Raw genomic sequence first — 26366 nt, forward strand, 5'->3', positions numbered from 1 at the left:
CTGGTACCTATTTCCAGCCTACTCTACTAGCTTTCGTCTAATGACGTGCGTTCGATAGTCTCTACACCTTCTTGAAAGTATTGATAATTAGGAAAGTTATTGGATAGTACTCTATATTTTATCGTATTAGCAGGCACATTAAACGCTCGGCCGGCTTCCGCTAAAGACTCATAGTAAATGTCATTTATAACAATTGGCTTTTTTTGTTTTTCTCTTCCAGAATTATATTGGTTTTTTTGAGCTTTACTTATCTTCATACATGTTTCTTTTGTATGTTTTTTACCTTTACGAGACCTAGACATTTTTTCTTTTGTTTCATCAGTATGTTTTCTACCGTGAAATCGTTTAGTAATCTTAGATCTCATATTCTCCATATGTTGAGGTTTATCATACCAATAATTATTAGGACCAGTATTAATTTCAGAAAGAAATTTTTTTACTTCCTTTGAGTGAGTTTTCCCATACATATGGTTCTTTTCCCCACTCAACGCCCCACCTCTAGCGATGGGATGTCCGTTGTAGCAATACTGTTTCCCATAATATTGACTTAGTAAACTTTGCTCTATCTTATGAAGAATGTTCTTATCATCTGGTAACTCGATTATCCCTTTAAACTCAAATTTATTCTCACCATATAAATTCCAGGCTGCTTGTAAATGTTTACTATGATGCCGATTAGCATTCAATTGATTTCTATGAGTTTTAAATCGTACTTTAAAATTATTAGAACTACCAATATAAAACTTCCTATTTTCCTTATTAATTATCAAATAAATTCCACAGTTCATGGAATCTCGCCTCCGGTGAATATAAGATTCCACTTCACCCAAGTAACATTTCTTTCAAGCTTGGCACGGTATTACCTGCTATCCATGTACATGGACCGTAGGCTCTCTTAGTCAGCTTCTTCGCGGGTTCTTTTTCTTTTACCCCTTATTCAACTGATACCGTTAGCCGCTACTGCGACACCCTATTGGTTAGGTTCACAAGGTTTTCTCATACACATTACTGCGTAGAGGGACTACCAATTAATCCAAGAATTCAATAATATCCCAATGGAAAATGTTTAAGTATACTGCGCCGGCACCTTTTCGTTGCCCAAGTTGATTCGCATATGAAAACGAATCTTCAAGTAATTTCATAACAGGTACTACACCACTTGCAGCGTTATCGATACCTTTAATTTGCTCACCGCGTGCACGTAGCTTAGACAAGTTTAAAGCTACTCCACCGCCGATTTTTGATAATTGCATTGCAGTATTAATGTTAAAGCCGATTGAATTTAAGCTATCATCCATCTCTAACAAGAAACAAGACACCATTTCTCCTCTTCTGCTTCGTCCCGCATTTAAAAAGGTTGGTGTCGCTGGTTGGTAGTTTTGTTTTACAATCATGCTTGCGAAGTGTTTTGCCTTCGCAACATCACCGCGTCCTAAGTATAATGAAACAATTGCTACACGATCTTCATAGCTTTCTAAGTATTGTTTTTGATCATTTGTTTTTAACGCATAATCTTTGTAGAACTTAGATGCCGCCATATAGGATTGGAACTCGAAGTTTTCACCATAAGCGATGTTATATACCTCTTCTACTTCCTCCAAGCTATACTCGTCCAGAACGTTGTAATAGTAATCATATTCTTTCATATACTCCATTCGCTCTGCCACGCTATTAAAATGAACGGTATTTTCTCTAGCTTCTTCCATAAAGACTTCTAATGCCTCTTTATCTTTATGAAGCTGATAAAAACCGTCCTGCATTTGCGTGATTTCATTATTCAGTTCAATGTGTCGCAATCTCCCGCACCCTTTCCTTAAAATATTCTACATCATTATTTGTTCCTGATAACTCAAATTTTGATACAATAGGCACTTCATATTTAGCAGAAATTTTGTCAGCACTTGCACCGAACATGTCTCCCCAGTTACGATTGCCGCTTGCAGATACGCCTTTTAATTTTTCATTATTGCGCTCTAAAAATTCTAAAACACGTTCTGGTACATTGCCAAAACCTGTTGTATACGTAATTAAAACAAAGTCTTCATCTATTACTAGATCTTCACCAATTTGAACGGCCGGCATATTTAATTTGTGAATGAAACGCTTCACGTTTCCTGTCATAGAATCATATGCAACTATCATTTCCGACCCTCCCTCTCCAATCTATACTCTCTGTATGTTGTTTCTTGTTTTCTCTATATATTGTATTACGTTTCAAAATAAGACACAAGATATATGTATAAATTCTTTCTTTTTTTAAATTTTACTTTTCGACAAGACAGTCGATTTTTTTCAATACAATGACTATGAAACAACATTCTAAAACTCATGTCAATAAAGTGCTTTTCAAAAAAGTTGTCAACGAATTTAACCTTATTTTTAAAAAAGTTACCAATATATTTTGTCATAAAACGGCAAATGCTGGAGGAATATATTTCTCCAGCATCACGCAAAAAAGAACAGACATGAAACGATAATCTGTTCTAAAAAACGATTACATTTATCAGTTTTACTTTATTAAATATTATACATATACTTTCGGTTCGCGTTACATACTAAAAGATAACTATTATAGAAAAAGATTATTATTATGGAAATTCAACTTATTTATGAAAAGATTATTCTGAGTGCTCAATGCGCAAAATATCTTTTACAAATATATGATGTGGATTTTCATCTTTATCAATCATTGTACATACAGGAGCTTCTTCATCAAAGTACACAATCATTCCTTCTACGTACTGATATGTATGTTGAACTTGTATGGTTACTTTAATTTCTATAGCCTCTTCATATGCTCTTTTTATTTTCTGAAGCATTTTTGCCGAACACTTTCGTTTCTCTGGATACATGACCATCCCCATAAACCTATTGCCAGCTCTATCTTTCCACATATAATCCCAATGCGGTAATATGCCTTGTTTAAAATCGCCCATAATTCTCCTCCCTATATTCTTCTAGTTACGAACGTGGCGTTTCTGAATATGTATAAATTACTTGTCCGCCGCGCTGTGCGTTCCCAATAATATGTTTAAAATCTTCTCGACTTACTACAACTTCTCTGAACGTATAAAATACATCTTTCGTAACAACATACTCCTTTATTTCACCATTTTTCAGCTGATCCAAAATTGCATTTGCTAATTCTTTATCCATGTATTTCACCTCTATGCAATATTTTATTTTATCGTATATTCTATAGGTCAACAACTGTAAAATTATCCAGGTGCTATACCTTCATTTCATTTTCATTATTTCGCAAACGATATCACTTTACTATATGTCCACTAAATATCATATACTAACATAGCTACTTCTCTATATCAAACATTTCGACATTCAATTATGCAAAGTTCTATACCACTATGTTACACTATATAAATAAAACTAGGAGGGATACTATGATTCGGAAAGCAAAAAAGACAGATGCGAAGGCAATTGCACCTTTATTATATAACGCTCTGCACGAAATTGCTGAAAAAATCACAGGCAGCACAGTTGAGACAGAAGTATTACTAGGACTTGAAACATGGTTCTCAAAAGAGAGAAATCGACTGAGCTATGAAAACTGTTTTGTATATGTACAAGACGGGGTTGCAGTTGGGGTTATTGTCGCTTATCACGGTAGTGAAGCAACAAGTCTTGATGCACCAATTGTACATTACTTAAGAGAATTACATAAAGATGAATCAATTACATTAGAAAAAGAAGCTGAACTTGATGAATATTACATTGATACATTATCAGTTTCAAGTGCATATGGCGGAAAAGGAATCGGTTCTCAATTAATTGAAGCTGCTGAAATCCATGCAACTGAAAAGGAGCATGAAAAAATCGCATTACTTGTTAATTTAGAAAACAAACGTGCCTATTCACTATATGAAAAACTAGGTTATAAAAAAGATAAAATCGTTATGCTTGTAGGCGAACCTTATGCACATCTCGTAAAAACATTAAACATCAAAATTTCTATATCTTAAAAAGAAAGCACACGATTTATATATAAATCGTGTGCTTTTATGTTAATTTTGTATTTAATATATTTCCATCCATCGCTTCGTGGAATGTATAGGTTGTACATCCCCATGGCTTCCTATGTAAAATAGGAGCACCAGACCATCCCATCGCTCTCAGCTCCGCACCAACCATTGCATTAATGTAATTATGACCTACAAGAGCAATACTTCCATGTACGAGAGCATAACGGTGTAATAAGTAAGCCGCTTGCCTCGCCCTCTCTCTTACTTCCTTATAAGACTCAACACCTTTATGGTAACCAAGTATCCATAATGTTCGCCCGATAAACATCCATACGTTAGGTTTACATTTCAACCATGTTGGAGCATAAAAATTCGTCGAAATTTCAGCTTCCCTAAAAAGAGAATTTTGCATAAAAGATAAAGAATTCATTAATTCAGCTGCTGACTGTATAGCACACCTTTGATCACTCGTTACAATCAACTTTGCTGCTTCAATCGCTTCCATTGTTTCCATTGGTATAGGTGCTTTTTCTGTTATAGCATGTAAGTCATATCCTTTCATCCATTCATGAAAGGATGTAACCGTCATTGGTTCTATAGTACGATCTAAGCGGCCATGACGAATAAAAGAAATCTTCATTCTTTCCACTCTCCATTCATCACTTACGAACTCTATTATGTACTATTTTTAAATATCATACCACGCAAAAAAAGAAAGTTATACACCTTTACTTATCCCCGCCACTCTCATGTGTGACCCCAGCATGTATACCATCCATCCCATCAAAATATGTAGTCGTTTCATGATGACGAATCTTTTTTAAATTTATATAAGAAAATACAAATAAAGTTAATGCTATAACACTCCCCACAAATTCAAACATCATTTTACCGCCTCTAATTTCCCCCACTTTAGTAGGTTATTGTATATTTTTCATTATACCCCTATATAAAGATGCACGCATTAAACCGTTCTTTTTTTCTAATAACTTGGGGTTCTTGCATATTTTCTTACAAAATGTGAATATTTTTCGAATTTTTACTTTGGAAACATTTACAAACTAGACAATATGGTTCAAAATAAGAGGAAATAAAAAAAAACCAAAATTATTCTTTTTTTGGAAAACTGTAACAAGGAGAGTTGCTTATGCAGATCGCAGAAACTGGAGATATCATTGAATTTAAAGGTGGAATGCAAGGCCGTGTTCAAAAAGTAAATCAAAACTCCGTTATTGTAGATATAACAATTATGGAAAATTTTAGAGAACTAGATATGGAACCTCTTACAGTTGTAAGTCATAAAAACTATACTGTCATTAATCAAAATGCATAATATAATAGAAAGAAAGGATCTGTATATCATACAGATCCTTTCTTTCTATTATATATTAACGATTATCAATTGTTTCTGGATATAGATCATGGTTCATCATGCGGTAGTCTGCCATTTGTTCATACTTCGTGCCTGGGCGACCGTAGTTGCAGTAAGGATCAATTGAAATCCCTCCACGTGGTGTGAATTTCCCCCATACCTCAATGTAACGCGGATCCATTAATTTAATTAAATCATTCATAATAACGTTCATGCAATCTTCGTGGAAGTCACCATGATTGCGGAAACTAAATAAATATAGCTTTAAAGATTTACTCTCTACCATTCTTTGTTCTGGAATGTAGCTAATATAAATTGTTGCAAAATCTGGTTGTCCTGTTTTCGGACATAAGCTTGTAAATTCAGGACAATTGAATTTCACAAAATAATCACGGTTTGGATGATTATTATCAAATACCTCTAAAATTTCTGGGCTATATTCAAATAAATATTTTGTATTTTGATTTCCTAATAATGTTACATCTTTTAAATCTTCATCTAATCTTCCTGCCATTTTAAACATCCCTTCTCATTATACTCCGCGTTTATTTCCCCATACTAACGCATGAAGCTGCGGCAATACTTTTGCATTATTCATCTCTTTACAATTTACAGCTTTATCGATCAGCCACTCATACTTATCTAATAATTTTTTAATCAACATCGTATCATCCACCGTTTTTGTATCATCATTTCCTACTTGTAAGAAAAATGGCACATCTGGATAACGTTCGTGCATATTAACTGCATACTCAAAGTCATAATCGTCAAATACTACTACCTTTAAACTAATATCTTTTCCTGCTAGTTTCTGAATAACAGCATCTAACTTCTGAAAATCAGTATTCATTGCCGAACTTGGTGGTTTTGGAGAAATCGTTATCTCATCAATTTGAAGTAACCAATCTTGCCATTTACTCCCTTGCGTTTCGATTGCTGTTCGCATTCCATTCTCTTTTAATATAGAAAGAAGAAACTCAATATTTTTCAGCAATGCTGGATTTCCACCTGAAATCGTAACATGAGAAAAATTTTCGCCACCAATTTCTACAAGCTCGTTCCAAACGTCCTCTGCTGTCATCTGTCTAATTTGATCTTTAGCCGATCCATCCCACGTAAAAGCAGAATCACACCAAGCACAACTATAATCACAACCAGCCGTACGAATAAACATCGTCTTTTGTCCTACAACCATTCCTTCACCTTGAATAGTCGGACCAAATATTTCTAAGACAGGGATTTTACTCATCAAGCATCCACTCCCGTCTTACTTCCGCATAACTAGTCGGCGTCTCAAATAGACGAACAAATTCAACGCGAGCTCCTTTATATTCGTTCGCACGATTATCTTTTAGTAATGCTTCTGCCATCTTTTCATAAATCCAAACGACCATGTTTTCAGCAGTCGTATTCATTGCTGGTAACGTTTCGTTTAAATAACGATGGTCTAAATAAATTTCTATTTCATTCTTCCAAATTTCTTTTATATCTCCAAAGTCAATCGCAAGACCTATTTCATTTACATATCCACTAATCCCAAATACAACTTTATATGTGTGACCATGTAAGTTTTTACATTTCCCCTCATAACAGTGTAAATGGTGTGCTGCATCAAATGTAAATTCCTTGCTGACCATTACTCTTTTATTATGATATTTGAGCTGTTTACGCTGAATATCCTTGTCCATTTTTTGCAAATTTTCTACGATGCGAAATCCAAAGAAATTATCCATTAGTTATTTGCTCCTTCGCGTTCTTGTAGGTACGTATCTAATCCTGCTTTACGAAGCTGACATGCTGGACATTCACCGCAACCATCACCAATGATTCCGTTATAACATGTTAATGTTTTTTCTCGAACAAACTCGAATGCTCCAAGTTCATCTGATAATTTCCATGTTTCCGCTTTATCAATCCACATAAGTGGTGTATGAATTACGAACGGATAATCCATGGATAAATTTAAAGTAACGTTTAACGATTTCACAAACACGTCACGGCAATCTGGATAACCACTAAAATCAGTTTCACATACACCCGTTACAATATGACGTGCTCCAACTTGTTTTGCTAATACAGCAGCAAATGATAGGAATAGTAAATTTCGTCCATCTACAAACGTCGATGGCAATTCACCTTCTTCATGTGTAATCTCCATATCCGTTCTCGTTAACGCATTTGGAGCAAGTTGATTTAATAGACTCATATCTAGCACCGTATGTTTAATTCCTAGCTCTTTCGCAATTTCCGCTGCACAATCAATTTCTAGTTTATGACGTTGATTGTAATTAAACGTTACAGCTTCTACTTCTGCAAACTGCTTTATTGCCCAAAATAAACATGTCGTACTATCTTGTCCTCCACTAAAAACAACAACTGCCTTTTCTTTTTTCATTTCACTCATTCTCCTTCTCTACTACGAATAAGAAGAAAGAACGTTCTTGAACTGTCACAATAAAAAAACAAAACAATACCTAAAGATATTGTTGTTTCCATAGTTTTTTATAGAGGGAGTTCGCGAACCTCTCCCGTGCAATGCACGGAATTCCTTCTTTCATTGACAAAGCTTATTGTAACATATTGTATACTACCAGCAAAAATTTCTGATTTTTCCGCTATTTTTCCATTTCATTTCTTTCATTTTATAGTATGATGAATTTAATGCGAGAAGAGAAGAGAGGAGGCACACCACTGAAACCCTTTATTATTTATCTCTTTTTAAATATATTATTCATCCTTGTTACAATGCTCGTATACCATTTATTTTGGAATCAAAAAGGGAAACGTTCTCCTAAATTAAATTCAGCTATATTTATTGTATTATGTTGCCTCGTTACTATACTGTGTATCACTTTCGCAGCAAAAACAAATTATGGATTTCAATTTGATATGCGTCATATCGTATTAATTGTCGGTACATTAACCGGAGGTCCTATTGCTGGTGGATCTATATTAGTTGTATTAAATATATACCGCTTCTTATTAGGAGGAATAGGTGTTTTCCCATCGGTTATCGGTTCTATCCTTCTATTTATTGTCCTATTATTTACATACAAATTTTTCAACCGAACTTCTAATCGTATAAAAATAGCACTTGCTATTATCTACAGTCTCACATACGGATTTAGTTGGATACCTTTCTTCCTTTCAAAGGTTACAAACAAGGCCGATTATATACCACATATTATTGTGTATGAGTTATGTACGATACTTGGTACGATCCTTATTTTATATTTACTACACATATTACAAACTCAAGTTCGTCTCCAAAATGAACTTATGAATGCTGAAAAATTTCATTTAATTGGTGAAATGGCAGCGTCTATCTCTCATGAAATTCGCAATCCATTAACTTCAACGAAAGGATTTTTGCAACTTTTACAATCAGATACATGTACTGAGCAGGAGCGAAAATTATATATCGACATAGCCATCAACGGAATCGAACAAGCAAACCACGTTCTTACAGATTATTTAACCTTTGCAAAACCAAGTATTGAAAAAGAACAAAGATTACAGTTAGAAGAAGAACTACTACATGCATTATCGTTAATTACACCGCTTGCTAATTTAGCAAATGTGCGTACGCATTATATAAAGCAAAGCACTTCTTTTTTTATCGCGGGAGAAAAACAAAAACTAAATCAATGCTTGTTAAATATTTTAAAAAACTGCATTGAGGCCATGCCAAAAGGCGGTGATCTTTATTTCACATTAGTTCCTGATCATAAGCATATTCAGTTGTATATAAAAGATACAGGAATCGGTATGGATACCGAACAAGTGAAACGTCTTGGCTCTCCTTTCTACTCAACGAAAGAAAAAGGAACTGGTCTTGGAATGATGGTCGTGTTCAGTGTTGTTCAAGCTATGAACGGAAAAATCGATATTATAAGCGAAAAAGGTACAGGTACAACCTTCTTATTAACTTTTCCACTCATACAAAAAACGTGATGAAATAATCATCACGTTTTTTCTGTTCCTTCAACTAATTCAGCAAAGGCTTTCACTTTGCCATGTGGTTTTTGATTTTCTTTACGTGCTTTCCAAGCGCGCTCTTCTTCTTTCTTTTTCTTGGACATACTTTTCAACTCCTTCTTTTCTTTCTCCATGTAGTATTCCAAAATAAGAAAGAAAACTATGCACGTATCAAAAAAGAAGTGGTCTCCCACTTCTTCCTACTTATCGCTGTAAAATTGCATGTTTCGCCTCTTTTAACTGCGTAAGATGTCTTTGTTCATGCAATTCAAGAAATTGAACCCACTGATACAAATTCAACTCATTAAAAATAGGATGCTTTAATCCATTTTCAAATAGATCTTTTTCATCTATAACACTATGAAGCGCGTGTAATAGTTCTTGTCGTGAATGTTCTAGCAATTGAATTCCTTGCTGTTTTTTCATTAACGTTTCTGTTGGTTCCATTTGCTGAGGAGCTTCTCGTTTATGTGTGCGATCAAGCGTAAGTTGGAGGTCTTTAAATGGAGTCGTGTTTCTTTCATTTTTTTGTAAAGCATATACAAGGGCAGATGTAACTGATTGTTCAACTAAATGCAAGTGATGCAAAATTTGAATAATACTCCATTTATCACGGCGTGGCTTTACATTCACTTCTGTATCATTTAACATTTCAATTTCTGATAATAGCGTGCTTCGAGTAGACTGTAATGAGTTCACCAAACTTTCTAAACTCACATCCATATTAGATTGAAGCATACTTCTTTCCCCCCTTTTTGTTGGTGAAAAGAGGTGCTCCTTATTAGAAACACCTCTTTAGTATTCTGAATTTTCTTTTATTATCTCATCATTTTCTCGTTATGTCGATGTTAAACATGTGAAAAAAAGCGCATGTTTTTTACAATTTTGTGTCGTCAATCGCATGTAGCCACGCTTCAATTTCTGTAATGACACTTTTCACACAACCTTCAGCAAATGGTGATGTTAAATTTGCAACTTCTACTAATTCCAAGAATGATTTACTTCCACCTTGTTGACACAGATTCACATAATCTTCCCATGCCTCTTGTCTATTATCTCTTGCACGTTTCCAAAATTGCAGTGCGCAAATTTGTGCTAATGTGTAGTCGATATAGTAGAACGGCGAGCTATAAATATGTCCTTGACGTTGCCAGAATCCACCGCGCTCTAAATAATCATTATCTTCATAATCACGATGCGGCAAATACTTTTTCTCTATATTACGCCATGCTGTCTTACGCTCTTCTGGTGATGCTTCTGGATTTTCATATACATAATGTTGGTATTCATCAACAGATACACCATACGGTAAAAACAGAAGTGCTGAACTTAAGTGAGAGAAATAATATTTATCTGCATCTTCTTCAAAGAATGACTTCATCCATGGCCATGTAAAGAATTCCATACTCATAGAATGAATTTCACATGCTTCATACGTTGGCCAATTGTATTCTGGAATTTCAAACTTTCGACTTTCATATACTTGGAAAGCATGACCAGCTTCATGTGTTAATACATCAATGTCGCCAGATGTTCCGTTGAAGTTTGAGAAAATAAATGGCGCTTTATAATTCTCAATATATGTACAATATCCGCCACCAGCTTTTCCTTTTTTCGCAACTAAATCTAATAAATCATTATCTAGCATGAAATTGAAAAATTCATCCGTTTCAGTCGATAACTCTTTATACATCGTTTTCCCATGATTAACAATCCAATCCGCATCTCCTTTTGGAGTTGGATTACCAGTAGCAAACTCAAAGTTTTCGTCGTAATATGCTAACTTCTCTACACCGATACGTGCTTGTTGTCGCTTTCTTAATTCCGTTGTAACGGGAACGATATAATCAAGTACTTGCTGACGATAATTCGCCACCATTTCCGCATTATAATCTGTACGGTACATTCTTGCATATCCAAGTTCAACAAAGTTTTTGAAACCTAAAGATTTGGCGATTTTCGTTCTCACTTTAACAAGCTCATCATAAATACGATCTAACTCTTCCTCATTCTCAGCTAAAAATCCGTAATATGCTTCACTTGCTACTTTACGTTCATTTCTTTCTTTCCCTTGCATAAATGGAATCAGTTGCGATAACGTTCTTTCTTCTCCTGCAAAGTCAATTTTTGCAGATGCTAATAACTGCGTATATTGTGAAGACAATTTATTCTCTAATTGTAAATCTTTCACAACTTCATCAGAGTATGTTTTCAAATCACACTCCGCTAAAGCAAATAATTGCTTTCCATAATACGCTTCTAATTCTTCACGGAATGGAGAATGAATTAACGCATTATAATACTTTGTACCATATCCTTGTACAACTGGAGAGAATTCATCAAAGAAATCTTGCTCTTCCTTATAAAAAGCATCTGTCGTATCAACAGAATGACGAATGTAACAAAGATTCCCCATTGTACCGAAGTCGTTGCGAATTTCGTTAATTGAATTGATGACTTGTTTTTGTTCTTCTACAGTTTTTGCATTATCAAACTTCTCTAAAGCAACAGTAAACTTTTCTTTTAATTCTTCAATATTTGGCCGTTTATATTCATAGTCTTTAAATGACATGAACGAGCCTCCTCTCCATTATGTGCATCCTTACTATAATTCAATGCTTACTTACAAATCTCCTCTTATTCTTCAACAAAATACGGCAGATGCTGTCATAATTACATGTAAACAAAAGAGCCTTGGATTTCTTTATCCAAAGCTCTTTTGGAACATACTATTATTTTTCATATTTCCCAATCTTTTTTAATAGAGCAAGTAATTCATCCTTTTCCTCTTTCGTTAACATTTCAAAAGACTGATGTATAACTTGCTCATGCCCTGGAAAAATAGAAGCAATAAAGCTCTCTCCAGATTCAGTTAGTTGTGCATAAATAACACGTCTGTCATTCGGGCACGGAATTCTCTTTACTAGCCCCTTTTTCTCTAGCTTATCTACAACATATGTAATGCTGCCACTAGCTATTAAAATACGCTCACCAATTTGCTGAAGTGGTTGACCGCCTTTATGATATAACAGTTCTAATACAGCAAATTCAGTTGGATTTAACCCGTTACTTTGTATAGATTTATTTGTAGTATCCATAACAGATCGATGTACACGAGATAATGCAATAAATACTTTTAAAGATTGAGAAATATCTTCTCGTTCATTATTTGATGTCATACAACTTTCAACCCTTCACTTAAATTCTCAGTAATAAAAAGAAAAAACAACTTAGTACTTCATGTAAATTCCGAATGAGTATTCACTCATTCATTTCCTCTCCCCAAATATATTATGAATGATTCTTGAATAAAAACATGACAATTTTAACATAGTTTATATATAATGATAATAAAAAAGAAGGAGTACCAAATTTGAAAGTCAAATTCCACAGCATAGTTTTATATATGGTGCTTGTTATCCTACCAACGATAGGAATTGGTGCTACATTTTATTCATATCATTCGTATAAAATGGAGCAGGAAAACAAACTATCTGCTCACACGGTTCTCTTTTTATATAGAGACTATTTAGATCATCACCTTGGTGAAGCAATTTCCGCATTAGAAATGCTCTCAAAGGTCGTAGGAACCGAGACTGGAAATATAAATGGAGTTAAACAAATTGTACATGATACAGATGGAAACGATACACGTTTTTCTGGTTTATATTACGCTACATCAGAAGGCATCATTACAATCGCATCCGAAGGCGACCGACCACCTGTTGATGTCTCAGATCGCAAATATATTCAAGACGTATTGCAAACGAAGAAAACAACTGTATCATCAGCCATTACAGATCGTGTTCTTGGACATCAAGCTATTATGATTGCTTCTCCCATTTTCAATAAACAGAAGGAAATCTCAGGCTTATTGTTAGCAAGTTTACGCTTTGACTACATTTCAGCATCTTTAAATGCCATTAAGCCACAATATCATTTTGAAGTAACTGATAAACATGATGTAGTTTTTCTCACCGATGATAATAACGAAACAAGTGATGCGCATTCTAATATGCTTACTACCCCACTCCAAAGATTAAATTGGAAGGTCTCTGTTTCTCCATTGCCTATCCATCAAAAAACTTTATATCAGTGGGTTGCAATAGAGTGTATAGCTACTTTATTTTTAATGTCTATTTTATTTTTACTTGCTCAATATATGTTGTTAAAACGTCAAACAAAACTGGAAAGACAACAAAATGAACTACAAAAAATTGAATTAGTTGGAACTTTTGCAGCTAGTACAGCCCACGAAATCCGTAATCCTCTTACCGGAATTAAAGGGCTCGTCGCTCTATTAAAAGAGAAATATAAAGATGAACAAGATCAGTTTTATTTTTCCGTCATCGAACAAGAAATAGAACGGATTAATGAAATTGTAAGCGAATTTCTTATTCTTGGAAAGCCAACTGCTATCATTGAACAAACATATGATGTGAGAACCATTCTAAATGAGGTAGCATTAATTATTCAATCTGAGGCGAATCTACATAACATTGTATTCCATTTACATTTGCCAGACCATTCTGTTCATATCCGTTGCTCAAAAGACCATATGAAACAAGTGGTTTTAAACATTACAAAAAATGCAATTGAAGCCATGAATTCTGGTGACACACTGATCATTTCCGTAACAAACAATGAAACACACGCACAATTGCAAATTACAGATACTGGAAAAGGTATTCCAAAACATATTCAAAAACACCTCTTTCATCCGTTCTTTACTAATAAAGATACTGGAACCGGTCTTGGACTTGTCATATGTAAACGAATTGTAGAGATGTACAATGGGCATATTTTTATTGACAGTATAGAAAACGAAGGAACGACAGTTCATATCGAAATTCCGTTACACCTAGTATAATTATCCTTATCCCAAAAGGGTAATTATACTTATTTCATAAAACCAGCCACAAGCATTCGCCAAAAATTACTTGATTTCCCTTCATATCCAATTTGAAAAATAGGTACCTTTATAATTGATAACCATTTTGGTGTTTGTTTTTCTTTATAACGCTGGTACTGTAAAATAAGCTTGTCCAATTCTTGACTCACTTGAATTGTCTCCATACTATTTAACCCACTTGTTAAACCTAATTGAATCATTTCTTCACGTTTCATATGAATATCACGTGAAAGCTTTTCTAATGTGTACTTCCTTTTTACAGTAAACATTCATATCCCCCTTATTATACTTCCATGCTCTCAACTTTACTTCTCCATTGGCCTTTTAACTACTTAATCATATTTGAAGAATCAGAAAATTTAACATTTTCTCCCTGTAATTTACAAATCTTTACCCTCACTTTGAGAATTATTACAAATTATTCTATCTTTGTAAATACATTCGCAATAATAGACATTTTTTTCATCTTCTTTTTTTACAAATACCAATTAAATAGCGGATTCTCTATTTTCCATATACTTTTCTTCGACATTTTTTGTTTAATTTTTATAAAAACGCAAAACATAATGATGATTGATAAAGTGAAATTTAATCATTGGGGATTTTGTCCTTCCTCACTGCTCGCAAATAGCGGGATAAAATAGAAAGGAAATATTTATATGCGCAAATATACGATTGCATTGCTTATATTTACTATGTTCTTACCATCCTTCTTGTTTCCTGTTCAAGCAAAGGCCCATACAAACAAAGTCGCTATTGTCATTGATGACTTTGGCAATAATATGAAGGGGACTGATAAAATGTTATCACTTCCTATTCCACTGACTGTTGCCGTTATGCCTTTTCTCCCTTCCACAAAGGAAGATGCGATAGCGGCTCATAAGAAGGGGCACGAAGTTATTATACATATGCCAATGGAACCTATTAAAGGTAAAAAAGAATGGCTTGGACCAAAAGCAATTACAACTGATTTAAGCGACGAAGAAATAAATAACCGACTCGAACAAGCGATTCAAGAAGTACCGCATGCAATTGGCATGAACAATCATATGGGATCAAAAGTGACCGCGGACGAAAGAATTGTACGACTTATACTTGCAGCTTGTAAAAAACACGGTTTATTTTATTTAGATAGTAAAACAAATCCTAAGAGTGTTGTCCCAAAAATCGGGAAAGAATTAGGAGTGCCTATTATTGAAAATCAATTATTTTTTGATGATGTGTATACAGCGGCACATATTTCAAAACAAGCCCAATTACTTATTAAAAAACTTCAAGAAAAACCGATTATGGTAGCTATTGGACACGTTGGACCTCCAGGTGAAATTACATCACGTGTTATAGAAACTTCTATTCCTAAAATTCGCGAACATGCAGATTTTATTTTTTTATCTGATTTAGTATTATCTCCACCTCCTGTTTCAAAATAAGATTCATTACTCGCACTAAAAAAGGTACCAATCTGCATATAGCAAATTGGTACCTTTCCTTTTCACCTTAAATATAATCTACATGACTCACCCTGAATCCTTTTTTCTCTATTTTTTCAATTAATTGCTTTAATCTTTTTTCATTTAACTCATCTGCTATATTTACGATAACGCGGCGAATATATTGATCACCGTTATCTAGCGTAAATAATCCACCGATATTAAATGCTTTCAACAATGTCCCAAGTTCTTTAATCGTTCCCTTACAATCTTGTGTTGCAATTGTTAATATATAACCACCCGTCCGCATACCGAATGAATCTTCGATAACATCAAATATATTGGAATGCGTTAAGATACCGACAAATTCATTATAGTCATTTAGCACAGCTAAAAATGGAAGTCGACGAATAACATAAAATGCTCTAAAAAAAGAATCCTTTTCAAAAATAAATGCAGAGGAATCTCCCAGCATATGTTCCGTACTTAATTTCTCTAATCCGCTATTACACTTCTTTTCTAAAAGATCTACTTTATAAATAATCCCTATGAATTTCTTTTCATCTTCTGCTAATACAGGGATTGCTCGAAATCCCGTTTCATTCATAATGTGCAAAGCCTCTTCACCTGAATCGTTCATTTTGCAAAATGTTACTTGCTGTTTTGGCAGAAAATGATATTTAACTCGCAAAATATGTTCCTCCTTACATGTCAACATGTAATCTATATATAATAAGGAGACCTATATTTTATGAGTGAAATTATTTTTAAAACGCTTTCATTTTTTATTGACTTGTAACGACATCACAAACATTTTATATAACAGAGCTCTTTGCACCTTTTATCATTAACAACTTTACATGGTAATTCATTAAATATTCTATACCCTCTAGCCATTTTTTCGCTTCTTCTGGAGTTTTCCCCCACACAATCATGCCATAATTATGAACAAGAACTACTCCTCCACCTTCAATAAAATTCGGTACATTACTTTCTAATAAATCAGCAAATTTCTTCTCATCTTCTACAATGGGAATTGTCATTTCTGTTATACCTTCTTTTCCAAAAACACGTTCCACGCTACGTTTATCGAATGTTACTTCTCCTTCTTCTCCATATAACTCTGATATTAAATGGCTATCTACAGTCTGCACTTGTAAAATACATTCTGCACTACTTTTTTTATAAATATCCGCATGCATAAACGATTCTGCAGCTGGTTTTTCTTCATTTTCAAATACTGGCTCACACATACAATTAACAACAATAAAGTCTTCTTCTGAAAATAACCCTTTATCTCTTCCCTCAACGTTTATTAAAAAAGTTAACGGCTCTTTTGACGTACAGAGTGATAAACTAATTTTTGTACCATAAAACCAATCACGAAGTGCCAATTCAGATTTCACATCTTTTAATTCATTCCATTTCTTTAGAAAAAATAACATTTCGTCACCCCCGGCATAATATTTATATAATGTTCGAATCCTTTCTATGTAAAAGGAGTATTTTTTGATTATTCTAAAAATTTAATTGAATTATCACATGAGAACGCCTTTTTGTCAATATAGTTTCACAGCTCTTCTTTAAAATGGGCCATTCATATATCTATACTTCTGTCTATTACCTATTTCATTTTGTACATAAAAAATACGTTATTCTTTTTAAATCAAAGAATAACGTATTTTCTCATCTTTTATTTCTTTATTGCATTATATAAAAACTGTGCATATTGTTCACGTGTTACGAAATCATCACCTAAAAAGTTTCCTTTTCCATCACCTTTTGATATATTATTATCCGCTAAAGCTTTCACATAGCCTTCTGACCAATGACCCTTTGGTACATCTTTAAACTCTATTACTTCTTCAGCTACTTTTTCATTTACAACCTTTTGAATCACAGAACCAGTGAAGAAAATACCTGTATCATTAAATGGATCTTTCACTCCAAATTCATATACTTTCTCACCTGGTGTACTCCATTTCACTACACCATTACTATGCGTACCACCATCACTCTTCAGACGGATTTTTGTAGATACCTCACCGTCTTTTTCGTATATAGGTACTTTTACTTCTTTATTTACTTCTGTATCCTCTAGAAAGACTTTTTGGTTTTGAACATTAATATAAGCTTTCTTACTTAGTTCTATTACTGGTCTAACATCGCGGATTTCATTTGCAACAAAACTTAAATATACTAACTTATTCAACTTACTAACTGGCGATAAGTCTGAAATATAATTTGCTTCTAAATCAAGTTTTTGTAAGTTTACTAGATTTGATAATGGAGTAATATCCTTTAACTCATTATTAGGTAAATCTAATTCTGTAAGCTGAGTCATTTTAGCAAGTGGTGTCACATCTTCTATTTGATTTTTCCCGATAAATAATTTATTTAATTGCTTCATTTGATCAATACCCGATAAATCTTTAACTTTATTACGCGTTAATACTAAGTCTTTTAAAGGTAATGAATATAACGGTTTAATATCTTCAATTTGATTACCTGCTAAAGTTAAGTATGTTACATTTTTCAACGTGCTTAATGGAGCAACATTCGTAATTTTATTATTTGCTAAATTCAAGTAATCTAGTTGTTCCATTTTCGCTAATGCTGTTACGTCTTCTATTTGGTTGCCTGATAGATATAAACTTTTTACATTTTTCATTTCAATGAGTGGTGCAACGTTTGTAATTTTATTATTACTCAAATCAAGAGATGCTAAATTATCCATCTTAACAAGTGGTGTTACATCTGAAAATTCCTTACCACGTAAAGCTAAATGATTTAATTGCTTTAAATTCGCAAAGAACGACGGATCTGTTATCTTCGCATTCGCAACTGTTAAAGATTTTAAATTTGGCATATATTTTAATGCACTATAATCAAGAATCTCATTCGTGTTTAAAAACAAGTCCTTTACTTGTAATAACTCCTCTTTCGTAATTGGTGTATTTAAATCTTTTCTATTAAATACTTTTTTATTAACAAGTTCTCTTAATTTGTTATCTGTTATCATATTTTGACTTTCAACTGGATGATCCGTTTCCGTATTGCCTGAATTAGAGTTATCATCTGGTTTCTCTGTTTCTTTGTCACCTACAATTGGATCTTTAATTTCAAATTGAACTTGATATTTGTGATCATATCCGATGGCCGGAATAAGTATATGCATATTATGCTTCTTCTCAAACTCACCAATTTCAAATTGGACTACTTTCGTTCCATTTTTCCTCTTATCTTCTGATAAAACTTTCACATCTTGAAATACACCAGGTTGGTTTTTATCCTCTATTCTAAGATATTGAAAATAATCGCTATCTTGTATTGTTACAGTAACGATTTTTTTCCCATCTTCAATTGCTACTTTAGGATTTTTTATGTACTGAGAAACCATAGATGGCTCATCTTGTTGATCCTTATATATTTTAATCTCAGTATCGTATGTACGTTCACTAGCTGCTGCCACCGACTGGTTTGCTTCAGCTTTTAGTGCTGCTAATGCTGGAGTAGTATGTAGCAAATGGAATTGCTAATGTTGTGGCTACTACTAGCGCCTTAATATAACTTTTTCAAAATAATATCCCCTATCATACATAATTTTTATAATTGATAAATGTTATCAATTATCTACAAATAAATGATAATATTACATTAAGTTTATATTTCCAAAGATAAAAAATAAAAAAACCCTTTAATCAAAGGGCCTTTTTACCTAGCGTATGAAGAATTTCACTTTTTTCTTTTTCATTAATAAAACCAATTTTTTGCAAAATATTTGCATACAATACAAGTTTATTATATATCCGTTCTGACATGCTTCTCCCTTCTTTCCTTCGACCAACTTTTTTTGTATTGGTAAATTATATGAAAGAGATGAGAAAATGTGTCCACTTTTTGCATACATACAAATCTTTTATCCCGCTATTTGCGGACAGTAAAACTCCCACCTCAAAAACAGGTGGGAGTTCAATTTATTTAACAAATTGTCCATTGAATATTATGCTTTTTGACTTCCTCTTCAAAACTATAGGGCATTTTCTTATCACAAATTACATGTTGAATACGTGAAAATGCTGCTATTCGGTAATTTCCTTTTACCCCTACTTTTGTATGATCACATAAAATATATGTTTTCTCCGCTAATTTCAGCATCGCTTCTGACAGTTTCGCCTTTTCTAATTCAAAACTAGAAACCCCAAAACCAGGTAATAATCCATCAATTGAAACGAATGCTTTATGAAAATGAAATTGCTGGATTACTTGCTGCGAAATAGACCCTGACACACGTGAATGCTTTGGAGAGACTTTTCCACCAATAAATAAAACTTCACCGTGAAACATCTTTTTATTAATAGAAGAAATTAATTGTGTAGCGACTGGAAATGAACTTGTTACAATCGTTAAATTTTTACGATGAACAAGATATGGCACCATTTGAAGTGGTGTACTTCCATCATCAATCGCAATCACATCTCCATCTTCCACAAACGTTGCTGCTTTATACCCAATTCTCTTCTTCTCTTCTATATGCAGCATCTCTCGTTCTAACATTGGTGCCTCTATTCCAGCTCCCGGAAGTTGGACGGCTCCGCCATACACTTTCTTCAACTTCTTTTCACGATCCAATTCTTCTAAATAACGACGAATCGTCTCTGTTGATACAGCAAACTCTCTCGCTAACTCTGAAACTTTTACTTTCCCTTTAAACTCTACCTTCTCAAGAATGGTTCGCTTTCTTTCTTCACCTACTACAGACATAGATTCACCCCATTGATTTCTACCTCATACACTGCCTTACTTATACAAAGTTATGACCTTCTTTTTCAGTGAAAACTTCTTCATGAATATGAATATCACGCTTTTTTAGTTCATCAAAAATAATTTGTGGATTTACAAAAGCTTCCTCAGGTGTCACAACACCAACTTTGTTTACACTCCCTTTTGCGATTAACTCTGTAGCAATCCCAAATGGAATACCGACGTTTCTCGTATAAGCTCTTAATTTTTCCCATCCTACAACAGAACCATCAGATAACGGGTGTGTATGATATAATACGTGCCTTTGTTTCTCATTATTTTTCATACCTATTACTTCTACATGAAGCGCATAACCGTAAATTTCTGTTTCTTGCCCTTCTTTCGATTGCAATAAATACTTCGAAATACAATCCATAATGCCAATTTCTTTCCCATTTATGTCAACCCGATCATTACGCAATATACCATAATCATATAAAGCACGTACGAGCTGCATATTTTGCTTTGGCCAAGTTCCTCTCGTCTCTATCAGTTTGACCCCTTTATTTTCTAGTGCTTTTGCTAACGTAATCGTTTCAGAATGCGGTATTATATACTGCGTTTCCTTACCATAAGGCGCCGGTAATTCAATTTCTCTCGGACGCGCAAACGGCGGTACTTGCTTAAACTCACCATCTTCATATACTGTACGCGATGGTAAATGTGGATCATATTCATATGTCGTTGTTTCTGTAATTGATGCAGAAAAAGCAATTGGACGGTACGAGCCATGACTTACACGTACTGACTCTACAGTATCTAGCTGATTTGCTGCATGCATTGCCATCATTTGCGTTACACCTGGCGTCATACCAAAACCAGGTAAACACGTTTTTTCATTTTGAGCAAATATAGAATGAGATTCATTTTCTTCACCAAATCCATTCAAATTCACACCGTGACAACCTGCTTCTGCAATACATCGAGTAGACAATCCATTTAACTTAATTGTCGTACCGTCCATTACAATGTCATAACCTTTCATTTTTGCAACCGTATCCTCGTGATTCGTTACATCTACTTTCACAAAATCAACACGAGGATCGTTGAGCCATTCTACTACTTTCAGGCCCTCTTCTTCATTAAAATCAGCTACTGTAATCGCCTCAAAAGATGAAAATTGCACTAAATCTAAAATTGCTTCACGACAAATTTTACCTGCTCCACCTAAGCAAAATACTTTCAACCTATAACAACTCCTTTAGCGATACTATCAACTAAGCGATTGATATCTGCCTCATGTACATCACCGATATTTCCAATGCGGAATGTATCTACTTTTGAAATTTTACCTGGATAAATAACAAACCCATCACACTTTAATTCATTATATAACTGCCCAAAATCGAACCCCTCTTCTGGATAAATGAAGGATGTAATAATAGGCGATTGGTATTTTTCATCTACTAGTGGCTTAAATCCGATTTCTCTCATTCTATTCACTAATATTTTTTGATTGTTATAATATCGATTGTAACGTGCTTCTACTCCGCCCTCTTTTTCTAATTCAAGTAGTGCTTGATAAAAAGCGTGTACAACATGTGTAGGTGACGTAAAACGCCATTTCCCATTTTGATGTTCCATCGTTTCCCACTGATCAAATAAGTCTAATGATAATGAACGTGCCTGCCCTTTACATTTCACCAATTCATCGCGCTTCGCAATAACAAAGCCAAATCCAGGAACCCCTTGAATACATTTATTCGCACTACTAATTAGAAAGTCAATTTGCAACTCAGCGATATCTATTTCAATACCACCAAAACTACTCATTGCATCAACCAGTGTTACTTTTCCGTATTGCTTCCCTAATTTACATACATCTACAATTGGATTGATAATACCTGTTGTTGTTTCACAATGAACAACTGCAATATGTGTAATCTCTTTATCTCGTTGCAATATCTTTTCTACTGCTGCAATATTAGTGGGCTCCCACTCTTCTGTTTGACTGACCACCACATCTATATGTAACATCTCTGCCATTTGTACAATTCGCTTACCATACGCACCATTTGTACATACGAGCAGCTTTCCATTTTTAGGAACGACAGATCCAATCACTGCTTCAACTGAAAACGTACCGCTTCCTTGCATGAGAACAGTTGTATATGTCTCTTTTTCCTTCGTTGCTAACGATACAAGCTTAGCTCTTACCTCTTGTACCATTTTGTTATATTCAGCATCCCACGTACACCAATCGTATAACATAACTTCTTTTACTGTTTTGGTTGTTGTTAATGGTCCAGGTGTTAATAATAAATAGTGATTTTCAGTCATGATCCTATTCCCCTTTTATGAAATAATAAGTTCTTGTTTCTCGATATGTTCCATTACGTTTTCGAGTTCCTGCATCGTTTCTATCGTAAAGTGCGCCCCATTTTCAACGAAACGATTGCGAACTACTTCTATTTTTTCACGAAGTTCTACCGGATCCATATTCTCCACTTCCTCTTCAGTTAAGCCGAGTTCGCTACTGCCGAGAATTACACCCACTGTCCACATACCAGCATTTCTTCCCTCTTTCATATCTGATACTGTGTCTCCAACTTTTATCATATGATTCATTGGATATACACCAAGCTCCATCCCATTTTTATAGCACATCCACGGATACGGACGACCTGCTGGAACATCATCTGGTGTTACAAGAAAATCAGGTTTATACCCTTGTAGTGCTGCTTCTTTTGCTACAATATCCATCATTTCTCTCGTATAACCAGTCGTTGAACCAATTTTAATTCCTCTTTCACGTAAAGAAGCAATCACTTCTTTTACTCCATTAATCGGAGACGCATAGCGCGGTAAAATAGCGAAGAGAATCTTTTCGAATTCTTCATACATCTCCTGAATGTCTGCTTCTGTTGGTAATTGTCCGAAAATACGATTCCACTCACTCGCAATACGAGGCATCTCTGTTAATGCCCTAACATGATCAATTTTCAATAATCCCATTGGCTTACGGGCTTCTTCTGCAGTAATTGCCACACCACGTTTATGGAAAATCTCCATAAATACTTCCAGTGGTGCAAAACATCCGTAATCAACTGTTGTACCTGCCCAATCAAAAATAACTGCTTCTACTTTCATCTAATCCATCACCCTTCTTATTTATCTTTTTTGCCATTGTGACGTTCGGTTACGAAGTGCTTTCGTTCCCCATTCATATACAACTCTCACTACAATATTTGTAACAACAATAAGTACACTCATTGCAGCTGCTGGTGCTACATTTCCTGCATCATCCATATTTACAATTGATACGGCAGCTAGTTTAAAATCAGCTGCATACAGGAATACAACTGCTGAGACAGTTACCATTGAATTTACGAAGTAGTACATTACCATTTCTAAAATGGCTGGTAAACACATCGGTACCGTAACTCGAAAGAATGTTTTATAAAACGGTATCCCCATCGACTGTGAAACAAGTTCAAACTCTCGATCTAATTTCTTTAAAGCTGTCGTTGCCGTAACAAATGTTACAGAATAAAAATGAATGATATTGACTAGTACTAGCACAGCAATTGTTCCGTATAGAGAATGGAACGGGTTCGTTACGGAAAGTCCAAAGATTTGTATGGTTGGTTGACTAAAGAAGAAGACGTAGCCTAACCCAAGTACTAAACCTGGTATCGCTAAAGGGACGATAGAGAAAAAGTAACCTACTTTTCGGAAAAATTGTAGCTGATCTATTTTCTCAATCGCATAAGCGAACATAAATGTTAAAACCGCTCCAATAGCCGCAGTAATTGCTGAAACAATTACGCTATTTTTAAATGCTTCCAATCCATCTCCTGTTAAACTGGAAAAATTAAAATGCTCAAATGTAAAGCTCATATTATATGGCCATACTTTCACACTTGCAGCAATACCAACTGCCACAAATAATAGAATGATCATAAGCGTTACTACGCTACAATATACGAATGAAATAACATCTCGTTTCTTATTATTTATTATTCTGTAAGGTACTGATTTGGAAGATAAGAGATTCGCCTGCTTTCTTTGCGTAATGCGATCAACTGCAAAGGCAAATATAGCTGGGATTAATAAAATCATTCCGACAGTTGCACCCATCGGCATATTTTGCTGCCCAATTACTTGCTTATATACGTCAGTAGCAAGTACATTATATTGCCCACCAACAATTTTTGGTGCCCCAAAGTCAGTGAAACTAAGTGTAAACACAACGAACATCGCACTAATTAATCCGTACTTTACACTAGGTAAAGTAACAGTGAAAAATTGCTTTGTTTTACTCGCTCCTAACATATTAGAAGCTTCATATAAACGATAATCAGAGCCTTGAAAAGCAATTAATAATATAAGAAATGCTTGCGGAAATGTATACATGACTTCAGCCATTACAATTCCTACTGGTCCATATAAAGGGATTTGTATCCCTTCAAACAAACCAAACATTCCTTTCGTTACTAACCCTTGATTACCAAATAAATATGTAAGTGCGATACCATGCATCATCGTTGGTGCGAATAATGGTAACAACGCAATATATTGGAATACACGCTTTCCAAACACATTCGTACGAGCGATCGCATAGGCGTAAGCGAAAGCAAGTGTCACTGCAATAATTGTTGTCGCACCCGAAATCCATATCGTATTTTGTAATGATTGAACTAGCGTTGGTGTTGTGAAATATTTACTGAAATTCGCAACACCAATGAAAGCTCCATCTTTATCATAAAAAGCTTGTGTAAACAATTGTAATAGAGGTAATACAAGCATGATCAAAAACGCGAGAAGCATACCAATAATTAATAGTCTTTGTATCCACTCTTCTTTACCGATACGTCTCTTAATCTTTTTTTTCGTACTTTCTACCTTAAAATCTTCTAACATCTCCATCTAGACAATGACCTTCTTTCCATATGACAACATATGATTTTCTGAGAAAGAGATTTGAATCGGCTTTCCTTTTCTAATTGCGGTTGCTTCTACTTCTGATGCCAATATATCCACTACAATTTTCTCGTTATAAAGATGTGTTTTTTCTTCTACGACCCGCACTTCCGTCCGATATACAGATCCGCGAAATTCCATACTTTCCACAACCGTTTTAATACCATCCTTTTGTACAACTGTTACATGCTCAGGACGAATTGCATGTTCTTCATTGTTTTTCGAAAAGAAATTAATAGAACCAATAAAATCTGCCACAAATGGATTGGCTGGTCTTTGATAAATCTCCTCTGGTGTGCCAATCTGCATAATTTCCGCATGATTCATTACAACAATTTTATCGGCCATCGTTAATGCCTCTTCTTGATCATGCGTAACCATAATAGTTGTTACTCCTACTTTTTCTTGCAAATCACGCATTTCTCTACGTAACTTTTCACGCACTTTTGCATCTAAAGCAGATAATGGCTCATCGAGTAACAAAATATCCGGAGACAGAGCGAGCGCACGTGCAAGTGCTACTCGCTGCTGTTGTCCACCAGACATTTGAGCAGGATATTTATCTTTTACATTCAGCAAATCTACAAGTTCTAACACCTCTAGCGCTTTCTCTTTTACTTCTGCTTTTCCATATTTTTTTGTCTTTAAGCCATATTCAATGTTTTCAAGTGCTGTTAAATTCGGAAATAATGCATATGATTGAAACACCATTCCGAAATTCCTCTTTCCAGGAGGTAATGCTGTAATATCTTTTCCCTCCACAGCTATACTACCTGTTGTTGCCTCTTCTAGCCCTGCTAAAATTCGAAGCAATGTTGTTTTCCCACAACCACTTGGGCCTAATAAACATACAAACTCATTTTTTTTCACAGTAAAAGAAATATCTTTTAACGCTGTAAATGCATCAAACTGTTTTTGAATGTGTTGAATTGATAAATATTCGCTCATTTTTTCTCTCTCCCACTCAC

At 34.5% G+C, this 26366-nt stretch carries 28 protein-coding genes, 2 pseudogenes and 1 riboswitch; of the genes and pseudogenes, 5 read left to right on the forward strand and 25 right to left on the reverse strand.

Annotated features, from left to right (window positions below; all coding sequences use genetic code 11):
- Positions 1-26: 26 nt before the first annotated feature.
- The 5 genes and pseudogenes from QEP67_RS21070 to QEP67_RS21090 form a co-directional block, all read right to left on the reverse strand.
- Positions 27-788 carry a group I intron GIY-YIG endonuclease gene (locus QEP67_RS21070; RefSeq protein ID WP_000995589.1) on the reverse strand — a complete coding sequence of 254 codons (762 nt, stop codon included), beginning with the start codon at positions 786-788 and terminating at the stop codon, positions 27-29.
- 243 nt (positions 789-1031) lie between these two features.
- Positions 1032-1796: pseudogene (locus QEP67_RS21075) on the reverse strand (ribonucleotide reductase N-terminal alpha domain-containing protein); the annotation flags it as partial.
- Complete coding sequence (nrdI, locus tag QEP67_RS21080) at positions 1783-2142, reverse strand: class Ib ribonucleoside-diphosphate reductase assembly flavoprotein NrdI (protein WP_000634376.1); 360 nt, start codon at positions 2140-2142, stop codon at positions 1783-1785. The gene nrdI and the pseudogene QEP67_RS21075, both read right to left, overlap by 14 nt.
- Positions 2143-2618: 476 nt before the next feature.
- Positions 2619-2936: a hypothetical protein gene (locus QEP67_RS21085; protein ID WP_000502194.1), complete on the reverse strand. Its 318-nt coding sequence runs from the start codon at positions 2934-2936 to the stop codon at positions 2619-2621.
- 25 nt (positions 2937-2961) lie between these two features.
- Complete coding sequence (locus tag QEP67_RS21090; protein WP_000356682.1) at positions 2962-3156, reverse strand: hypothetical protein; 195 nt, start codon at positions 3154-3156, stop codon at positions 2962-2964.
- A gap of 245 nt (positions 3157-3401) precedes the next feature.
- On the opposite strand from QEP67_RS21090, the gene QEP67_RS21095 reads away from it, so the two are divergent.
- The gene (locus QEP67_RS21095) at positions 3402-3980 is read left to right on the forward strand and encodes a GNAT family N-acetyltransferase (RefSeq protein ID WP_000619525.1); all 579 of its coding nucleotides are present in this window, start codon (positions 3402-3404) and stop codon (positions 3978-3980) included.
- 37 nt (positions 3981-4017) lie between these two features.
- On the opposite strand, the gene QEP67_RS21100 is transcribed toward QEP67_RS21095, so the two are convergent.
- Positions 4018-4620, reverse strand: a complete 603-nt coding sequence (locus tag QEP67_RS21100) for a hypothetical protein (RefSeq protein WP_000703107.1) — start codon at positions 4618-4620, stop codon at positions 4018-4020.
- Positions 4621-4708: 88 nt separating this feature from the next.
- On the reverse strand, positions 4709-4867 hold the full coding sequence (locus QEP67_RS21105; protein WP_000971066.1) for a hypothetical protein: 159 nt from the start codon (positions 4865-4867) through the stop codon (positions 4709-4711).
- 260 nt (positions 4868-5127) lie between these two features.
- Here QEP67_RS21105 and QEP67_RS21110 point away from each other — a divergent pair, with 260 nt between their 5' ends.
- Positions 5128-5313, forward strand: coding sequence for a DUF2187 family protein (locus QEP67_RS21110; RefSeq protein ID WP_001165081.1), 186 nt, complete (start codon positions 5128-5130; stop codon positions 5311-5313).
- A 55-nt stretch (positions 5314-5368) separates the two neighbouring features.
- On the opposite strand, the gene queF is transcribed toward QEP67_RS21110, so the two are convergent.
- From queF to queC, 4 genes are read right to left on the reverse strand one after another with little or no spacing between them, the layout of a single operon-like run.
- The gene (gene queF / locus QEP67_RS21115) at positions 5369-5866 is read right to left on the reverse strand and encodes a preQ(1) synthase (protein ID WP_000918895.1); all 498 of its coding nucleotides are present in this window, start codon (positions 5864-5866) and stop codon (positions 5369-5371) included.
- 18 nt (positions 5867-5884) lie between these two features.
- Positions 5885-6601, reverse strand: a complete 717-nt coding sequence (gene queE, locus QEP67_RS21120; protein ID WP_000036277.1) for a 7-carboxy-7-deazaguanine synthase QueE — start codon at positions 6599-6601, stop codon at positions 5885-5887.
- Entirely contained in the window at positions 6594-7085 is a 492-nt protein-coding gene (gene queD / locus QEP67_RS21125) for a 6-carboxytetrahydropterin synthase QueD (RefSeq protein ID WP_000368411.1), read from the reverse strand. The genes queE and queD overlap by 8 nt, the downstream gene beginning before the upstream one ends.
- Positions 7085-7747 (reverse strand): 7-cyano-7-deazaguanine synthase QueC, encoded by a 663-nt coding sequence (gene queC, locus QEP67_RS21130; protein ID WP_000711606.1) that lies wholly within the window; start codon positions 7745-7747, stop codon positions 7085-7087. The genes queD and queC overlap by 1 nt, the downstream gene beginning before the upstream one ends.
- A gap of 93 nt (positions 7748-7840) precedes the next feature.
- Positions 7841-7884, reverse strand: a riboswitch (PreQ1 riboswitch).
- 213 nt (positions 7885-8097) lie between these two features.
- On the opposite strand from queC, the gene kinB reads away from it, so the two are divergent.
- Complete coding sequence (kinB, locus tag QEP67_RS21135) at positions 8098-9306, forward strand: sporulation sensor histidine kinase KinB (protein ID WP_033658886.1); 1209 nt, start codon at positions 8098-8100, stop codon at positions 9304-9306.
- Positions 9307-9317: 11 nt separating this feature from the next.
- Here kinB and QEP67_RS21140 read toward each other — a convergent pair whose 3' ends face one another.
- The 4 genes from QEP67_RS21140 to QEP67_RS21155 all read right to left on the reverse strand — a co-directional run bounded on the left by QEP67_RS21140 (position 9318) and on the right by QEP67_RS21155 (position 12509).
- A complete protein-coding gene (locus tag QEP67_RS21140; RefSeq protein ID WP_000038254.1) occupies positions 9318-9434 on the reverse strand; it encodes a DUF6254 family protein in 117 nt (38 codons plus the stop codon).
- A 100-nt stretch (positions 9435-9534) separates the two neighbouring features.
- On the reverse strand, positions 9535-10068 hold the full coding sequence (locus QEP67_RS21145; RefSeq protein ID WP_000941972.1) for a DinB family protein: 534 nt from the start codon (positions 10066-10068) through the stop codon (positions 9535-9537).
- A gap of 139 nt (positions 10069-10207) precedes the next feature.
- On the reverse strand, positions 10208-11902 hold the full coding sequence (locus QEP67_RS21150; protein ID WP_061673470.1) for a M3 family oligoendopeptidase: 1695 nt from the start codon (positions 11900-11902) through the stop codon (positions 10208-10210).
- A 160-nt stretch (positions 11903-12062) separates the two neighbouring features.
- Positions 12063-12509: a MarR family transcriptional regulator gene (locus tag QEP67_RS21155; protein WP_000203344.1), complete on the reverse strand. Its 447-nt coding sequence runs from the start codon at positions 12507-12509 to the stop codon at positions 12063-12065.
- A gap of 194 nt (positions 12510-12703) precedes the next feature.
- On the opposite strand from QEP67_RS21155, the gene QEP67_RS21160 reads away from it, so the two are divergent.
- On the forward strand, positions 12704-14200 hold the full coding sequence (locus QEP67_RS21160) for a DUF3149 domain-containing protein (RefSeq protein ID WP_353706406.1): 1497 nt from the start codon (positions 12704-12706) through the stop codon (positions 14198-14200).
- A gap of 29 nt (positions 14201-14229) precedes the next feature.
- On the opposite strand, the gene QEP67_RS21165 is transcribed toward QEP67_RS21160, so the two are convergent.
- Positions 14230-14511, reverse strand: a complete 282-nt coding sequence (locus QEP67_RS21165) for an aspartyl-phosphate phosphatase Spo0E family protein (protein WP_000495533.1) — start codon at positions 14509-14511, stop codon at positions 14230-14232.
- 390 nt (positions 14512-14901) lie between these two features.
- Here QEP67_RS21165 and QEP67_RS21170 point away from each other — a divergent pair, with 390 nt between their 5' ends.
- The gene (locus QEP67_RS21170; RefSeq protein WP_048567067.1) at positions 14902-15672 is read left to right on the forward strand and encodes a divergent polysaccharide deacetylase family protein; all 771 of its coding nucleotides are present in this window, start codon (positions 14902-14904) and stop codon (positions 15670-15672) included.
- Positions 15673-15739: 67 nt separating this feature from the next.
- Here QEP67_RS21170 and cbpA read toward each other — a convergent pair whose 3' ends face one another.
- From cbpA to QEP67_RS21215, 9 genes and pseudogenes are all read right to left on the reverse strand, one after another.
- Positions 15740-16363, reverse strand: a complete 624-nt coding sequence (gene cbpA, locus QEP67_RS21175; protein WP_001264215.1) for a cyclic di-AMP binding protein CbpA — start codon at positions 16361-16363, stop codon at positions 15740-15742.
- Between the two features lie 124 nt (positions 16364-16487).
- Positions 16488-17117: a class II aldolase/adducin family protein gene (locus QEP67_RS21180; RefSeq protein WP_000895986.1), complete on the reverse strand. Its 630-nt coding sequence runs from the start codon at positions 17115-17117 to the stop codon at positions 16488-16490.
- Between the two features lie 248 nt (positions 17118-17365).
- Positions 17366-19238, reverse strand: a pseudogene (locus QEP67_RS21185) (leucine-rich repeat domain-containing protein).
- Between the two features lie 415 nt (positions 19239-19653).
- Entirely contained in the window at positions 19654-20436 is a 783-nt protein-coding gene (locus QEP67_RS21190; RefSeq protein ID WP_000117658.1) for a DeoR/GlpR family DNA-binding transcription regulator, read from the reverse strand.
- A 40-nt stretch (positions 20437-20476) separates the two neighbouring features.
- The gene (locus QEP67_RS21195; RefSeq protein WP_064448967.1) at positions 20477-21661 is read right to left on the reverse strand and encodes a saccharopine dehydrogenase C-terminal domain-containing protein; all 1185 of its coding nucleotides are present in this window, start codon (positions 21659-21661) and stop codon (positions 20477-20479) included.
- Complete coding sequence (gene phnW / locus QEP67_RS21200; RefSeq protein WP_000138234.1) at positions 21658-22755, reverse strand: 2-aminoethylphosphonate--pyruvate transaminase; 1098 nt, start codon at positions 22753-22755, stop codon at positions 21658-21660. Before phnW ends, QEP67_RS21195 begins: the two co-directional genes overlap by 4 nt.
- Positions 22756-22770: 15 nt before the next feature.
- On the reverse strand, positions 22771-23565 hold the full coding sequence (phnX, locus tag QEP67_RS21205) for a phosphonoacetaldehyde hydrolase (RefSeq protein WP_000861862.1): 795 nt from the start codon (positions 23563-23565) through the stop codon (positions 22771-22773).
- A 21-nt stretch (positions 23566-23586) separates the two neighbouring features.
- Positions 23587-25344, reverse strand: coding sequence for a putative 2-aminoethylphosphonate ABC transporter permease subunit (locus tag QEP67_RS21210; RefSeq protein ID WP_000425409.1), 1758 nt, complete (start codon positions 25342-25344; stop codon positions 23587-23589).
- Positions 25345-26346: a putative 2-aminoethylphosphonate ABC transporter ATP-binding protein gene (locus QEP67_RS21215; protein WP_000006174.1), complete on the reverse strand. Its 1002-nt coding sequence runs from the start codon at positions 26344-26346 to the stop codon at positions 25345-25347.
- Between the last annotated feature and the right edge of the window lie 20 nt (positions 26347-26366).

Source organism: Bacillus cereus group sp. MS39 (genome assembly GCF_040448665.1).
In the GTDB taxonomy this organism is placed as follows: Bacteria; Bacillota; Bacilli; order Bacillales; family Bacillaceae_G; genus Bacillus_A; species Bacillus_A wiedmannii.